The 14682-nt window shown below is 42.2% G+C and carries 12 protein-coding genes, 4 tRNA genes, 1 rRNA gene and 1 pseudogene; 15 read left to right on the top strand and 3 right to left on the bottom strand.

Annotated features, from left to right (window positions below; all coding sequences use genetic code 11):
* The 6 genes from rrf to recG all read left to right on the top strand — a co-directional run.
* Positions 1-109, top strand: a 5S ribosomal RNA gene (gene rrf, locus C1E58_RS07785); the annotation flags it as partial.
* Positions 110-113: 4 nt separating this feature from the next.
* Positions 114-186, top strand: a tRNA-Val gene (locus C1E58_RS07780).
* A 5-nt stretch (positions 187-191) separates the two neighbouring features.
* A tRNA-Gly gene (locus C1E58_RS07775) sits at positions 192-262 on the top strand.
* Positions 263-295: 33 nt separating this feature from the next.
* Positions 296-369, top strand: a tRNA-Ile gene (locus C1E58_RS07770).
* 11 nt (positions 370-380) lie between these two features.
* Positions 381-452, top strand: a tRNA-Glu gene (locus C1E58_RS07765).
* Between the two features lie 60 nt (positions 453-512).
* A complete protein-coding gene (gene recG, locus C1E58_RS07760; protein WP_105114882.1) occupies positions 513-2531 on the top strand; it encodes an ATP-dependent DNA helicase RecG in 2019 nt (672 codons plus the stop codon).
* Positions 2532-2582: 51 nt separating this feature from the next.
* Here recG and C1E58_RS07755 read toward each other — a convergent pair whose 3' ends face one another.
* Entirely contained in the window at positions 2583-3542 is a 960-nt protein-coding gene (locus C1E58_RS07755) for an asparaginase (protein WP_105114883.1), read from the bottom strand.
* A gap of 69 nt (positions 3543-3611) precedes the next feature.
* Between C1E58_RS07755 and C1E58_RS12400 the strand changes: the two are divergent.
* Positions 3612-4983, top strand: a pseudogene (locus C1E58_RS12400) (Cof-type HAD-IIB family hydrolase).
* A 12-nt stretch (positions 4984-4995) separates the two neighbouring features.
* Here C1E58_RS12400 and C1E58_RS07740 read toward each other — a convergent pair.
* Positions 4996-5448 (bottom strand): universal stress protein, encoded by a 453-nt coding sequence (locus tag C1E58_RS07740; protein ID WP_105114886.1) that lies wholly within the window; start codon positions 5446-5448, stop codon positions 4996-4998.
* Between the two features lie 155 nt (positions 5449-5603).
* On the opposite strand from C1E58_RS07740, the gene C1E58_RS07735 reads away from it, so the two are divergent.
* The 6 genes from C1E58_RS07735 (at position 5604) to gatB (ending at position 11659) form a co-directional block, all read left to right on the top strand.
* Positions 5604-6818, top strand: a complete 1215-nt coding sequence (locus tag C1E58_RS07735) for a pyridoxal phosphate-dependent aminotransferase (protein ID WP_105209951.1) — start codon at positions 5604-5606, stop codon at positions 6816-6818.
* Positions 6819-6980: 162 nt separating this feature from the next.
* Positions 6981-7769, top strand: a complete 789-nt coding sequence (gene codY, locus C1E58_RS07730) for a GTP-sensing pleiotropic transcriptional regulator CodY (protein WP_105114888.1) — start codon at positions 6981-6983, stop codon at positions 7767-7769.
* Between the two features lies 1 nt (position 7770).
* The gene (locus C1E58_RS07725) at positions 7771-8322 is read left to right on the top strand and encodes a cysteine hydrolase family protein (RefSeq protein WP_105209950.1); all 552 of its coding nucleotides are present in this window, start codon (positions 7771-7773) and stop codon (positions 8320-8322) included.
* Between the two features lie 129 nt (positions 8323-8451).
* The gene (gene gatC, locus C1E58_RS07720) at positions 8452-8754 is read left to right on the top strand and encodes an Asp-tRNA(Asn)/Glu-tRNA(Gln) amidotransferase subunit GatC (RefSeq protein WP_011921930.1); all 303 of its coding nucleotides are present in this window, start codon (positions 8452-8454) and stop codon (positions 8752-8754) included.
* The gene (gene gatA, locus C1E58_RS07715) at positions 8754-10220 is read left to right on the top strand and encodes an Asp-tRNA(Asn)/Glu-tRNA(Gln) amidotransferase subunit GatA (RefSeq protein WP_105209949.1); all 1467 of its coding nucleotides are present in this window, start codon (positions 8754-8756) and stop codon (positions 10218-10220) included. The genes gatC and gatA overlap by 1 nt, the downstream gene beginning before the upstream one ends.
* A complete protein-coding gene (gene gatB / locus C1E58_RS07710) occupies positions 10220-11659 on the top strand; it encodes an Asp-tRNA(Asn)/Glu-tRNA(Gln) amidotransferase subunit GatB (RefSeq protein WP_105209948.1) in 1440 nt (479 codons plus the stop codon). The genes gatA and gatB overlap by 1 nt, the downstream gene beginning before the upstream one ends.
* Positions 11660-11820: 161 nt before the next feature.
* On the opposite strand, the gene C1E58_RS07700 is transcribed toward gatB, so the two are convergent.
* The gene (locus C1E58_RS07700; RefSeq protein ID WP_105209947.1) at positions 11821-12726 is read right to left on the bottom strand and encodes a helix-turn-helix domain-containing protein; all 906 of its coding nucleotides are present in this window, start codon (positions 12724-12726) and stop codon (positions 11821-11823) included.
* A 203-nt stretch (positions 12727-12929) separates the two neighbouring features.
* Here C1E58_RS07700 and C1E58_RS07695 point away from each other — a divergent pair, with 203 nt between their 5' ends.
* Both C1E58_RS07695 and C1E58_RS07690 read left to right on the top strand, forming a co-directional pair.
* Positions 12930-13325 (top strand): hypothetical protein, encoded by a 396-nt coding sequence (locus tag C1E58_RS07695; protein WP_153055828.1) that lies wholly within the window; start codon positions 12930-12932, stop codon positions 13323-13325.
* Between the two features lie 79 nt (positions 13326-13404).
* Positions 13405-14682 carry an LPXTG cell wall anchor domain-containing protein gene (locus C1E58_RS07690; RefSeq protein ID WP_105209945.1) on the top strand — a complete coding sequence of 426 codons (1278 nt, stop codon included), beginning with the start codon at positions 13405-13407 and terminating at the stop codon, positions 14680-14682.

Here is a 14682-nt window from a genome sequence, read left to right as displayed (position 1 = left end):
ACGATAGCCTAGGAGATACACCTGTACTCATGCCGAACACAGCAGTTAAGCCCTAGAACGCCTGAAGTAGTTGGGGGTTGCCCCCTGTGAGATACGGTAGTCGCTTAGCGCAAGGGAGTTTAGCTCAGCTGGGAGAGCATCTGCCTTACAAGCAGAGGGTCAGCGGTTCGATCCCGTTAACTCCCATGAAAGCGGGTGTAGTTTAGTGGTAAAACTACAGCCTTCCAAGCTGTTGTCGCGAGTTCGATTCTCGTCACCCGCTTTGAACAATTGTTCATACCCAAACAACTCGTTTGGGCGCGTAGCTCAGATGGTTAGAGCGCACGCCTGATAAGCGTGAGGTCGGTGGTTCGATTCCACTCGTGCCCATTATGAATTGTGGTCCGTTGGTCAAGGGGTTAAGACACCGCCTTTTCACGGCGGTAACACGGGTTCGAATCCCGTACGGACTATATGGAAGGGCAGTAGCCCTTTTTTTGTAATCTAATTGAATTTTATTATATAATTAAATTATGAAAAGTTTGTCAGATTATTTATCAGTGTTGCCTGGGATTGGACCAAAATCGGCAGAGAAATTTTTGAAATTAGACCTTGAGACGATTGGTCAGTTATTAACTTATTATCCTTTTCGGTACGAGGACTTTGAAAGTAAGTCACTATTAGATTTGCAGGATGGGGAAAAGGCTGTAGTGGTCGGTCATGTGGTATCTCCAGCAAATGTGCAGTATTATGGTTATAAGAGAAATCGGCTACGGTTTTCGATTAAGCAGGGTGAGGTAGTGGTTTCTGTTTCTTTTTTCAATCAACCTTACTTAGCTGATAAGATTGTAATGGGGCAGGAAGTTGCGATTTGGGGGAAATGGGATAAGGCTAAAGCTAGTTTAACTGGCATGAAGGTGTTAGCTCAGGTGTCTGAAGATTTGCAGCCTGTTTACCATGTGGCTCAAGGAATTTCTCAAACCAACTTGGTCAAGGCTATAAAAGCGGCTGTTGATCAAGGCTATTTGGAGCTCTTGGAAGAGAATTTACCAATCGTTTTGTTGGAGAAATACCGGCTTTTAAATCGTAGACAGGCAGTTTTTGCTATGCATTTTCCGACAAATTTGGAAGAATACAGGCAAGCTCTGCGACGGATTAAATTTGAGGAATTATTTTATTTCCAGTTGCAGTTGCAACTCTTAAAAGCTGGTAATCGAGATGTTTCCAATGGTTTGATGATTGAGTATGATTTGAATACAGTTAATCGACAGATTGAGAAATTGCCTTTTGAATTGACGGCTGCCCAGGCCAATGCCTTGTCGGAAATTTTGGCTGACATGCAGTCACCTAGTCATATGAATCGTTTGTTACAAGGGGATGTTGGTTCTGGTAAGACGGTGGTTGCTGGATTAGCCATGTTTGCGGCTGTTTCGGCTGGTATGCAGGCTGCGATTATGGTGCCAACGGAAATTTTGGCAGAACAACATTATCAGAGTTTGCGCCAGCTTTTTCCAGATTTATCTATTGCACTTTTGACGGGTGGAATGAAGGTGGCAGAACGTAGAACAGCATTGGAAGCTATTTCTGATGGACGGGTAGATGTGATTGTTGGGACGCATGCTCTGATTCAAGAGAGTGTGTCTTATCATCAACTGGGACTAGTTGTGACGGATGAGCAACATCGTTTTGGTGTCAAGCAAAGGCGTTTGTTCCGAGAAAAAGGGGATAATCCTGATGTGCTGATGATGACTGCGACCCCTATTCCAAGGACTCTGGCTATTACTGCCTTTGGCGATATGGATGTGTCGATCATTAACCAACTGCCTGCTGGTCGCAAGCCGATTATTACTCGGTGGGTTAAACATCAGCAGTTACCGACTGTATTAGAATGGCTTGAGAAGGAACTTAGGAGTGGGGCTCAGGTTTATTTCATTTCTCCCCTGATCGAAGAGTCTGAAGCCTTGGATTTGAAGAATGCTATTGACTTGCAGGCTGAGTTACAAGCACATTTTGGAAGTCGTGTTACTGTTGATTTGTTGCATGGTAAGATGAAAAATGAAGAAAAAGATGCGATTATGCAGGCTTTTAAGGACAGGAAGTCAGCTATTTTGGTGTCGACAACTGTTATCGAGGTAGGAGTCAATGTGCCCAATGCAACTGTAATGGTGATTATGGATGCGGATCGTTTTGGTTTAAGTCAGCTACATCAGTTGAGGGGGCGTGTTGGGCGTGGTCACAAACAGTCCTATGCTATCTTGGTTGCCAATCCCAAAACGGAGTCAGGCAAGGAACGGATGAAGATTATGACTGAAACCACAGACGGATTTATACTGGCTGAAGCGGATTTAAAAATGCGTGGGTCTGGTGAAATTTTTGGAACCCGTCAGTCAGGTTTGCCAGAATTTCAAGTGGCTAATATCGTGGAAGATTATCCGATTTTGGAGGAAGCCAGACGAGTTGCAAGTCAGATTGTTAGTGAAGAGAATTGGCAGAAAGATCCCAACTGGTCCGTTTTGTTAAATCATTTGAAGGATAGAGAAGAATTAGATTAGATATGAAAAAGACCGAGCAAATATGCCGGTCTTTTGAAGTATATGTGAGGTTTAGCCTTGGATATAATCAGCTAACGCTTGCCCTTTCAAACCTGCGTTTAGGGCAATTAGTAGTTTCAGTCGTGCTTTTTGTGCATTCAATTCTTTGACAAAGAGGATACCTTCTTGCTCAAGCTGAATGCCTCCACCTTGATAGGCATAAACGGGTTCTGCTATTCCATTGAAGCAACGAGAAACTAGGACGATGGGGATGTTTTGAGTGAGAAGGTTTTGGATGGCAGGAAGGATGGTCGGTGGGAGGTTTCCTGCTCCAAGGGCTTCGATGACCAAGCCTGAAATTGCTGAGCTTGGAAGCGAGTCAAGGAGAACTGAGTCCATATCTGCATAGGCTTTGATAATTGGAACTGTCCCAGAGATATGTGATAAGTCAAATCGGACACGAGGTTCTGCTGTTTTAAAATAGAGAATTTCACGTTTGGTAACCAGTCCAAGAGGTCCATGGGTTGGTGTTTGGAAGGTAGAAACGTTGGTTGTGTGGGTTTTGGTGACATATTTTGCGGCATGAATTTCATCATTCATAACGACTAGAACGCCCTTGTCTGCGGATTTTTCATCTGCTGCGACACGGAGGGCTGTTCGATAGTTGTAAACTCCGTCGCTACCTAACTCATTGGATGAACGCATGGCTCCAGTTAATACGATTGGTTTTTCCGGAATAGCCATGGTATCAAGGAAATAGGCTGTTTCTTCCAGTGTATCGGTGCCATGTGTAATGACAAAACCATCAAAGTTGTCTTGCTCAGTCTTGATTTTTTGATAGAGAGCCATCATGTGTTCCAAACGGATATGAGGGCTTGGGACATTGAGAAAATCGACGGATGTGACTTGAATTTCTTCAATGGGGGTGTCGATTTGTGTCATTGGATTGATTTGACTGCTTGCTACGTGACCGTCTTGGTCGGCTTGCATGGAGATGGTTCCACCTGTGTGTAAGGCGAGAATTTTTTTCATAAATTTTCTGTTTCTTTCAAAATGTGATATACTAATTGTAACACAATTCTAAGAAAGGTGGTGAGATGGTTGACGATTAAGGCTGTATTTTTTGATATTGATGGGACTTTGTTGACAGATAAGCGTACGGTTAGTAAGTCGACTATCTCGGCAATTAATTCCTTAAAAAAGAAGGGGATATTGGTTGGTTTAGCAACGGGTCGGGACCCCCGTTTCGTTTTGCAATATATGGCTAGTCTGGGTTTGGATCTGGCCATTACCTACAATGGTCAGTACATTTTTTCTAGGGAGGAACTGATCTATAGTCGTATTTTAGACACGAGTCAGGTGGAAGCCATGATGGATTATGCCCAGAGGAATCATAAGGACTTGGCAATTGGCACTGCTAAAGGGGTCTTTGGTAGCGGGATTATGTCAACAGGTACAGGGAATTTCGCCTACCGTGTTAGTCGGCTTATTCCTGATAAGTTTGCTGGTTTGGTGAATTTTATTTTTAATCGTTTGGTGCGCTTGGTTCGACCACAGCGACAGACAAACCTGAGGGCTTATTTGGCACAACCGATTTATCAGCTCATGATGTTGACAACAGAGAGAGAAACCAGGGAATTGGAAGCAAGATTTACTGATTTGTCCTTTACTCGTTCAAGCCCTTATGCAACAGATATTATCAGCAAGGGAAGTTCAAAACTGTCTGGGATTTTAAAAGTTGCAGAGAAATATCGTTTTAGCTTAGATGAAGTGGTGGCTTTTGGAGATTCGAATAATGATTTTGAGATGCTAAAAGCCCTTAAATATTCGGTAGCGATGGGAAATGGAACCAAGAGGGTTCGACAGATCGCTTCGTTGGTGACAGATAGCAATAATCGTGATGGTATTTATAAGGCTTTTGTTCGCCTAGGTTTACTTGAGGAAAATGATGTTTCAGAGTAGAGATGAGAATTTTAATCGTGTAAAGGATTTTCATGCCTTGATGGACGGGATTACTCAGGAAAGTCCTAAGGAATTTGATGGGCAGACAGCTCTTTTCCGTGCAGGTTTTAAGCTGGAGGAAGTGGTAGAGTTCCTCTATGCATCTGCCGACTGTGAGGAGGATTTCCAAGAGTATATTCATCGCTTGCATGAAGACTTGGATAGGGCAGTAGAAAAGGTGAGGAGCAAGGGTCAGGCTAGAGTATCTTTACAGGACCAGGTCGATGCACTCTTAGATATCCTTTATTTTACCTATGGTTCTTTTGTCTTAATGGGTGTTGATCCGGCACCGATTTTTGACTTGGTCCATATTGCCAATATGGGAAAGCAATTTCCAGATGGGAAGGCCCATTTTGATCCTATTACTCACAAGATATTAAAACCAGGGGATTGGGAAGAGAAGTTTGCGCCAGAGACAAAGATTATGGAAGAACTTGAAAGACAGAAGAAAAGACTGGACAATGAAGTCTAGTCTTTTCGAGTTTTATAGGCTTTTCTCCCCATCGCGTACGATGAGCAAATCAATATTAGCGTGGCGCATGATGTATTCGGAAGATGAGCCGATTAGGAGGCGTTCAAAGGCATTGAGGCCTGTTGCGCCAAGTAACATGAGGTCGGCACCGGTTTCCTTGGGAATGTCTACTGCTAACAAGGTCTTGGGATTACCAAATTCGATATGAAGCTGCACTTCTTTCAAACCTGCATCCACTGCACTTTGCTTATATTCTTCCAATAGTAGCTCAGCTTCTTTTTCGAGCGTTTCGTAAACAGAAGCGTCAAAGGCAACGACGTTATGTAGGGCTCTTGTATCAATAACATGGGCAATGACCAACCGAGCCTGGTTTCGTTTGGCAACGTGGATTGCTTTGTGTAGAGCTAATTCAGCACCTGTGGATCCATCGACTGCAACGAGGATAGTCTTATAAGATTGTGTCATAGTAGCCACTCCTTTCAGTAAGCGTTTATTCCTGGAATGATAGGTTGTTATTACATTTATATTATAAGTCTTTTTTTAGAAAATGTAAAGGGATTCTTGTGCTTTTTTTGCTTTTAAAGTAAAATAGAAAAATAGAAGAAAGTCGAGGTGACGACATGAAACAGTTTAATAAATCAACGAAATTAGATGATGTAGCTTATGATATTCGTGGGCCTGTTTTGGAAGAGGCGATGCGTATGCGGGCCAACGGTGAGCAGATTTTACGTCTGAATACAGGAAACCCTGCTGAATTTGGTTTTACTGCTCCAGATGAGGTTATTCGTGACCTTATCCACAATGCTCGTAAGTCAGAAGGTTATTCTGATAGTAAGGGAATTTTTTCAGCCCGTAAAGCAGTCATGCAGTATTGTCAGTTGAAGAAGTTTCCAAATGTGGATATTGAAGATATTTATATTGGTAATGGTGTCAGTGAGTTGATTGTCATGTCCATGCAGGGCTTGCTAGACAATGGTGATGAAGTTTTGGTTCCTATGCCAGACTATCCACTTTGGACGGCAGCGGTAAGCTTAGCAGGCGGTAAGGCTGTTCATTATATCTGTGATGAGGCAGCGGATTGGTACCCAGACTTGGCTGATATGGAGGCCAAGGTGACGTCACGGACCAAGGCTATTGTCTTGATCAACCCTAACAACCCAACGGGTGCTCTTTATCCCAAAGAGGTTTTGGAGGGGATTATCGATATCGCTCGCAGACATGAATTGATTATTTTCTCTGACGAGATTTATGATCGGATGGTCTTTGATGGTGCGGTTCATATTCCTATTGCGACCTTGGCACCAGACTTGTTTGTCGTGACCATGAATGGTTTGTCAAAATCTCATCGCATCTGTGGCTTCCGTGTAGGATGGATGGTCTTGTCAGGCCCTAAAAAACACGTGAAGGGCTATATCGAAGGCTTGAATATGTTGTCCAATATGCGTTTGTGTTCAAACGTTTTGGCTCAGCAAGTTGTTCAGACTTCCTTGGGCGGTGTTCAATCTGTTGACAAACTACTCATGCCAGGTGGTCGCCTCTATGAGCAAAGGGAATTCATTACCAAGGCTATTACTGATATTCCAGGTTTGTCAGCAGTCAAGCCAAAAGCTGGCTTGTATATTTTCCCGAAAATTGATCGGGAAATGTATCGTATAGATGACGATGAGCAATTCGTCTTGGATTTCTTAAAACAGGAAAAAGTTTTGCTGGTTCATGGTCGTGGTTTCAACTGGAAAGATCCGGACCATTTCCGAATTGTCTATCTGCCACGTGTGGATGAACTGGCTGAAATTCAGGAAAAAATGACTCGTTTCTTGCGTCAATACCGTAGATAATTAGACAAAATGTGATAGTAATCAGAGGTTGAGTTTTCAGCCTCTTTTTTCTATGCGTTTAATTGTCAGTACTTTTCCAACAATAGTAAATTTTCTGATAATTATTGAAATTTGCCTGATAATTCGGTATAATGAATGTAACTACAGTAAAAAGAGGAACATATGACAACATTATTAGAAAAAACTCGGGATATTACTTCCATTTTGAAGCGTTCCGAAGAGCAACTGGCAGAAGAATTGCCTTATAATGCCATTGCGGAGCATTTGTCGGCTATTATCGATTGTAACTCTTGCATTATCAATAGTGAGGGAGAGGTTTTGGGTTACCACATGAACTACAAGACCAATAATGATCGTGTGGAGGAATTTTTCCAAAATAAACAGTTTCCGGAAGACTATGTAAAAGCTGTTGCCCAAGTTTATGATACTCAGGTTAATTTGCCTGTGGAGAGTGAATTGACTGCTATTCCTGTGGAATCTCGTGCGACCTATCCAAATGGTTTGACCACTATTGCGCCTATTCATGTGACGGGGATTCGTTTTGGTAGCTTGATTATCTGGCGTAACGAGGAACAATTCCATGAAGATGACTTGATTCTGGTTGAAATTGCCTCGACGGTGGTAGGTATCCAGTTGCTCAACTTCCAGCGGGAAGAAGATGAGAAGAATATTCGTCGCCGTGCAGCGGTCAATATGGCAGTTAACACCCTTTCCTACTCTGAAATGAAGGCTGTTGCGGCAATTCTGGGCGAGTTAAATGGCAATGAAGGTCAGTTGACGGCTTCTGTTATTGCTGACCGTATCGGCATTACCCGCTCGGTCATTGTCAATGCCCTTCGTAAGCTGGAAAGTGCAGGGATTATTGAAAGCCGTTCGCTTGGTATGAAAGGAACCTATTTGAAGGTCCTTATTCCAGCTATTTTTGATGAAATTAAGAAGCGTGATTACTAAGATGACCAAAGCATTGATTTCGATTGATTATACGGTGGATTTTGTGGCAGACCATGGCAAATTAACAGCAGGGAAACCTGCCCAGGCTATTGCTGAGCGAATTGCTCAAGTGACCAAAGAAGCCTTTGAAAATGGGGACTATATCGTCTTTGCCATTGATGGCCATGAAGAGGGGGATGACTTGCACCCTGAAAGCAAGCTCTTTCCGCCACATAATATCATAGGTACAAGTGGTCGGGATTTGTATGGTCCCTTGGCGGAGTTTTATCAAGAAAACAAGAACCATGCGCGTGTGCGTTGGATGGACAAACGGCATTATTCGGCCTTTTCTGGAACGGACTTGGATGTTCGCTTGAGAGAACGTCGGGTTGATACGGTCGTCTTGACAGGTGTCCTGTCGGATATTTGTGTTCTTCATACTGCAATCGATGCCTACAACAAAGGCTATCGGATTGAGGTTGTTGCCTCTGCCATTGCCGCATTGACGGAGGAGAGTCACCAGTTTGCACTCAATCATTTGCGACATGTGCTAGGTGCGACGATTGTAGATTAGGGTTTAGGAACCAGTCGTTAGACTGGTTTTTTGCTGGAAAAGCTTCCATCTAAGGTTATTTCTACCTTTGTCTGGGGCTGGAAATATGGTATAATGAGAAAATAGATTTCCATTAGGAGGAAAGTAAGAATGAAGATTTCTGAAGCTGAAGTCCGTCACGTTGCCAAGCTGTCTAAGCTGGAGTTTTCGGACCAAGAAACAGCGGAATTTGCGACAAGTTTGAGCAAGATTGTTGATATGGTTGAATTGCTCAATGAAGTAGATACGACAGGTGTTGCGGTAACGACCACTATGGCTGACCGTAAGAATGTCTTGCGAGCAGATATTGCCCAAAAAGGTGAGAGCCGTGAGGAACTCTTTAAAAATGTGCCTGAATCACAAGATAACTTTATCAAGGTGCCAGCTATTTTAGACGGGGGAGGAGATGCCTAATGACGTTTAACAATAAAACCATTGATGAATTGCATGACCTCCTTGTCAAAAAGGAGATTTCTGCGGTTGAATTGACCAAGGCAACCTTGGAAGACATCAAGAGCCGTGAGGGAGCGGTGGATGCTTTCTTGACTATCACAGAAGATGCGGCCTTGGCACAGGCTGCGGTCCTTGATGAAAAAGGGATTGATGCGGACAATGTTATGGCAGGGATTCCTTTGGCAGTCAAGGACAATATCTCAACCAAGGGAATTTTGACCACAGCAGCCTCAAAAATGCTCTACAATTACGAGCCAATTTTTGATGCGACATCGGTTGCTCAGGCCTATGCAAAGGATATGATTGTTGTTGGTAAGACCAACATGGACGAGTTTGCCATGGGTGGTTCGAATGAGAACTCTGCCTTCAAACCAACGAAAAATGCTTGGGACCAGACAAAAGTCCCTGGTGGTTCTTCAGGTGGTTCGGCAGCTGCGGTTGCTGCGGGTCAGGTCCGTTTGTCACTCGGTTCTGACACAGGTGGTTCCATTCGTCAACCAGCAGCCTTTAATGGTATCGTTGGTATGAAACCGACCTATGGAACGGTATCCCGTTTTGGTTTGATTGCCTTTGGTTCATCTCTTGACCAGATTGGTCCGTTTTCACAGACGGTTAAGGAAAATGCCCAGTTGCTCAATGTCATCTCTGGTCATGATGTCAAGGATGCAACATCAACGCTCAATGAAATTGCTGACTTCACTAGCAAGATTGGTCAGGACATCAAGGGGATGAAGATTGCTCTGCCAAAAGAATACATGGGTGAAGGGATTGATCCACAGGTCAAGGAAACCATTCTCAAGGCGGCTAAGCACTTGGAAAGCCTGGGAGCGATTATCGAGGAAGTTAGCCTGCCACATTCTAAGTATGGGGTTGCCGTTTACTACATCATTGCTTCGTCAGAGGCTTCTTCTAACTTGCAACGTTTTGACGGTATCCGTTATGGTTTCCGTGCAGAAGATGCGACAAACTTGGATGAGATTTACGTGAAAACCCGTAGCCAAGGTTTTGGTGAGGAAGTCAAACGTCGTATTATGTTAGGTACATTTAGCTTGTCATCTGGTTACTACGATGCCTACTTCAAGAAGGCTGGTCAGGTGCGGACCTTGATTATCCAGGATTTTGAAAAAGTCTTTGCCAACTATGATTTGATTTTGGGGCCGACAGCTCCGACGGTTGCTTTTGGTTTGGACACGCTCAACCATGACCCTGTGGCTATGTACTTGGCGGACTTGTTAACCATTCCTGTAAACTTGGCAGGTCTTCCTGGTCTTTCTATTCCTGCAGGTTTTGTGGAAGGCTTGCCAGTTGGTTTGCAGTTGATTGGTCCAAAATACTCAGAAGAGACCATTTACCAAGTGGCTGCTGCCTTTGAAGCGACAACAGACTACCACAAGCAACAACCAGTGATTTTTGGAGGTGCTAACTAATGAACTTTGAAACGATTATTGGTCTAGAAGTCCATGTGGAGTTGAATACCAACTCGAAAATTTTCTCACCTTCATCTGCTCATTTTGGTGAGGATCCAAATGCTAATACCAACGTGATTGACTGGTCTTTCCCTGGTGTCCTTCCTGTTCTTAACAAGGGTGTTGTGGATGCGGGTATCAAGGCTGCCTTGGCTTTGAACATGGACATTCACAAGGAAATGCACTTTGACCGGAAGAACTATTTCTATCCTGATAACCCGAAAGCCTATCAAATTTCCCAGTTTGACGAGCCAATCGGCTACAATGGTTGGATTGAGATTGAGCTAGAAGATGGTTCAACCAAGAAAATCCGTATCGAGCGTGCCCACTTGGAAGAGGATGCTGGTAAGAATACCCACGGGACAGACGGCTATTCTTATGTGGACCTCAATCGTCAGGGCGTGCCATTGATTGAGATTGTATCAGAAGCGGATATGCGCTCGCCTGAGGAAGCCTATGCCTACTTGACAGCCCTTAAAGAAATTATTCAGTACACTGGCATTTCAGATGTCAAGATGGAAGAGGGGTCTATGCGCGTGGATGCCAATATCTCCCTTCGTCCCTATGGTCAGGAGAAATTTGGTACCAAGACTGAGTTGAAAAACCTCAACTCCTTCAACTATGTGCGCAAGGGTTTGCAGCACGAAGTAGAACGTCAGGCGAAAATCTTGCGTTCTGGTGGTCAAATCCAGCAGGAAACTCGCCGTTACGATGAATCTACTGGTGAAACCATTCTCATGCGTGTCAAGGAGGGTTCAGCAGACTATCGTTACTTCCCTGAGCCAGACCTGCCACTCTATGAGATTGATGATAGCTGGATTGAGGAAGTGCGCGCAGAATTGCCAGTCTTTCCAAAGGCTCGCCGTGCTCACTATGTGGAAAACTTGGGCTTGACCGCCTACGATGCTAGTCAGTTGACGTCTACCAAAGCTCTGTCTGACTTCTTTGAAGCAGCAGTGGTAGCAGGTGGCGATGCTAAACAAGTATCTAACTGGTTGCAGGGTGAGGTGGCTCAGTTCCTCAATGCTGAAGGTAAGACTATTGAGCAAATCTCTTTAACACCTGAAAACTTGGTGGAGATGATTGCCTTGATTGCAGATGGTACTATTTCATCTAAGATTGCCAAGAAAGTCTTTGTTCACCTGGCCAAAGAAGGCGGCTCTGCTAAGTCTTACGTTGAGAAAGCTGGCTTGGTACAAATTTCAGACCCTGCTGTTCTCATTCCGATTATCCACCAAGTCTTTGCGGATAATGAAGCAGCCGTAGCCGACTTCAAGTCTGGCAAACGCAATGCTGATAAGGCCTTTACAGGCTTCTTGATGAAAGCAACCAAGGGACAAGCCAACCCACAAGTTGCACAACAACTCTTGGCTCAGGAACTGGCTAAGTTGTTGGATTAATACTCTTCGAAAATCAAACTCAAACGTTGTTGACTTGATTTGATGAACTTCAGTTCTATCTTCATCTTCGTCGCCTAGTTTGATTTTGATTTTCATTGAGTATTGGATAAACATAAGAAAACCGAGAATTCGTTGTGAACTCTCGGTTTTTTGTACTATCTTTAAAAAAGGTCCTTACCTGTTTTGTTTAATTTGTGGCATTGATACAGAAAAGCTTTAATGGAGTTGGAGTAGTAATTTTCGTCAATAAATTTGGCACTTTCCATATACTTTAATAGGTTTCTAGCAAGTTCGATAGCCTCTAACTTATTCCAGCGGAATTGATTGTAGACATGCACGGTTTCTAAAAACATAAGAGGGGTTGATAAATAGCCGCGTTCATAAGTTTGTTGTTTTTTTACTGCTTGGATAATATTGTTGGCCTTTGAGTAGTATCCTAATTTTGAATAGTAGTTTGCTGTATAGGTTAGTCCATTCAGGATACGGATATAGGTGTCTGTATCTGCACTTTGTTTGTACATGAATAATAATTGTTTTGTCATGTGTTCGAGAAATTCAAGAGGACAATGACTGGCAATGATACAATATATTTCTAATTCAGCACTACTATAGGTTTCGAGGTTCATCAAATAATCAATAATATTCTGAATTTTAGAGATTGTTTGGTCTGATTTATCTATTGCAGGATAGTGACGAAGTTTGATGGCCTTTAGTAACATTTCTGCTTGGATAGGGCTATCTTTTAAATAACTTTCGAATAATTTTTCATACTCAGGTAGGTACTGAATCATGTCTTCTTCATTTTTGACATGTTTTGCAAATTCAAAAGCAGGAAACTCGATACAGTCTCCTCCGTTATTGGCGTATGCAGTAGCAAAATCTTTCCATTCTAGCCCAAGCACAATCAACAATCGACTGAAGTTTTCAAGAGAAATACCTTTTTCTCCCTTTTCAAAACGACTTAAAAATTGTGGAGTAACGACATTCGAAGCAACTTCTTTCAGGCTAAGTCCTCTCATTTCCCGGAGTTGCTTGAAAGTTTGACCAAATGGATAAAGATTTGTCATAGTAACCTGACCTTTCTATTTTGGTTAATTATATCGAAAATAATGATAAAAAGCTATAGAATATGACCTATAGTTGCAAAAAAAAAAAAGTAACTTGATTTTTGAGGTGTTTTCAAAACATTGAACCTATGGGTTCGATTTTTAAAAAAGGAAGTCATTTTTTGCTAAACTAATTTTGTTCAGAAAAAATGAAAGGGGTTAAAATGGACAAACTTAAAACATTATGGCAATCAATCAAAAATTGGTTTCTGAGCTTGAATAAGCAACAACAGTTATTAACAGTTGGTATAGTAGTGGTCATTGCCTTATTTTCAGGTAAGACACTTCTTAGAAGCGATCTAGATGGAAATTATTATGGTGAATACGATGGTATTTCCATGACAGTTGTCATTCATGGTGAAACAGCGGATTTAATTATGACTGATGGCGATAAGTCGAAGGAGGCAATCATCAAAAATATCAATCCTTCTAGCAAAACATTAGACCTATACTCTTCTGAAGATGCTGAGCCTGTTGAAATGATATTTGAAAAAGAGGGAAATATCTTGCGGATTGCTGAGAGCGATGGCGATAACGAAATCGTTTTAGTTAAAAAGTAACGGACTTGGAGTTACTGCTTCATATATACTTAGTAATAAAAGCAGAAGCAAATCGATAATTATATAATGTACAGAAAATATGGATATTAAATTTATGAAAAAGAATCATTTTAAATTATCTATTTTGTCACTGGCTGTTCTTGGTTTGGCCACAACTCAACCTGTTCAAGCTGATAGTTTAGTGTATCAATCGACCTTGAGTACAGTTCCTAACGAAAGTTATGCGATTAACTCAGTTGGTTCAAAAGAATTCCATTATGCTCTTTTTGATATAGATAAAAATGGTCAAGAGGAGTTAGTTATTGGTGAAAAAGCAGAAAATGGTTCCATGAACCCAGTCGCACTTTACTATGCCAACCAGCAAACCCCTACACTGTTAATTGGTAAGATTTTTGGACCTGCAGGTGGTGATAATTTTCAGGTATTTGATGACGGGACTATTCAAATAGTTGGTATTTCTCGGGGTTCGGGTGAGATAAATGCTAAGCTATATCAATTATCCGAGACCAATGGAGAAGTGATTTTGCTTCAAGAAGCAAATTATAAAGTTGGTAGTGCAGAAGGTGCGATTGATGTTTCTGGTAAGACAGAAGTTGATTTGTCGCTTTTAGATTATAAACCCTTGGCAACCCCTATTTCTGCAGGTTCTTCCGAACAAGCAGTTCAAGCTCAGCAAGCTTCACTATTGCCAAAGGCTATGAGAGATGCTGCAATTGGTCAAGAAATTTCTTTTCCAAGTGAACTTGTAGGTACTTGGACTACGGTTGAAACACCGAATGGTACTAAACCAGGGCGTCCTTCTTCCCTAATTATTTCTGGCGACGGTTCATATGCTGCTGTTTACTCTGATGGAGATTTGATTGGGAATATGACGACCTTGAGAAAGGTATCAGAAAATGGATTTGTGATTACCAGCGATACTGTGAATCATGGACTTTTTGGTCTAAATGGTATTGGGTGGCTATCTGAATCAAATGTAAAAACTGAATTTGGTATTATAATAGAAGGACAAACATTGAAGAATGTTAGTTGGAAAGTAACAATTGGTGCAGAAGACTATTCTAATCCAAGTGTACTTGCTTCCTTTACCAACCCTAATTTTGTTGTAAAAGAGGAAGAAACAACTGCTTCGTCTTCAACAAGTTCAAGTTCGGAAACTGCAGCTTCATCTACTTCAACGTCCAGTTCCGAAACAAAGACAACTTCTTCCGAAGAAAAATCAACTGCAAAAAAACAAGAACCGAAGAAATTATTTGGCGTTTTGCCAATGACCGGGGAAACCTATTCAGTTTTGGGTGCATTAGGATTTGTAATGTTAGGTTCTCTATTTTTCTTGAAACACAGAAAGAAAAGATAA

This window comes from Streptococcus suis, assembly GCF_002964575.1.
Taxonomy (GTDB): Bacteria; Bacillota; Bacilli; order Lactobacillales; family Streptococcaceae; genus Streptococcus; species Streptococcus suis_R.
Note: the sequence above shows the minus strand (reverse complement) of the source record. Positions and strands in the feature narration are given on the sequence as shown.

Excerpts from the sequence above, each read along its gene's own strand:
- C1E58_RS07735 (WP_105209951.1), top strand. The coding sequence starts at position 5,604 with ATGAAACAGTTTAATAAATCAACGAAATTAGATGATGTAGCTTATGAT.
- gatB (WP_105209948.1), top strand. The coding sequence starts at position 10,220 with ATGAACTTTGAAACGATTATTGGTCTAGAAGTCCATGTGGAGTTGAAT.
- C1E58_RS07700 (WP_105209947.1), bottom strand. The coding sequence starts at position 12,726 with ATGACAAATCTTTATCCATTTGGTCAAACTTTCAAGCAACTCCGGGAA.
- codY (WP_105114888.1), top strand. The coding sequence starts at position 6,981 with ATGACAACATTATTAGAAAAAACTCGGGATATTACTTCCATTTTGAAG.
- gatA (WP_105209949.1), top strand. The coding sequence starts at position 8,754 with ATGACGTTTAACAATAAAACCATTGATGAATTGCATGACCTCCTTGTC.
- C1E58_RS07690 (WP_105209945.1), top strand. The coding sequence starts at position 13,405 with ATGGATATTAAATTTATGAAAAAGAATCATTTTAAATTATCTATTTTG.
- recG (WP_105114882.1), top strand. The coding sequence starts at position 513 with ATGAAAAGTTTGTCAGATTATTTATCAGTGTTGCCTGGGATTGGACCA.
- C1E58_RS07740 (WP_105114886.1), bottom strand. The coding sequence starts at position 5,448 with ATGACACAATCTTATAAGACTATCCTCGTTGCAGTCGATGGATCCACA.
- gatC (WP_011921930.1), top strand. The coding sequence starts at position 8,452 with ATGAAGATTTCTGAAGCTGAAGTCCGTCACGTTGCCAAGCTGTCTAAG.
- C1E58_RS07695 (WP_153055828.1), top strand. The coding sequence starts at position 12,930 with ATGGACAAACTTAAAACATTATGGCAATCAATCAAAAATTGGTTTCTG.
- C1E58_RS07725 (WP_105209950.1), top strand. The coding sequence starts at position 7,771 with ATGACCAAAGCATTGATTTCGATTGATTATACGGTGGATTTTGTGGCA.
- C1E58_RS07755 (WP_105114883.1), bottom strand. The coding sequence starts at position 3,542 with ATGAAAAAAATTCTCGCCTTACACACAGGTGGAACCATCTCCATGCAA.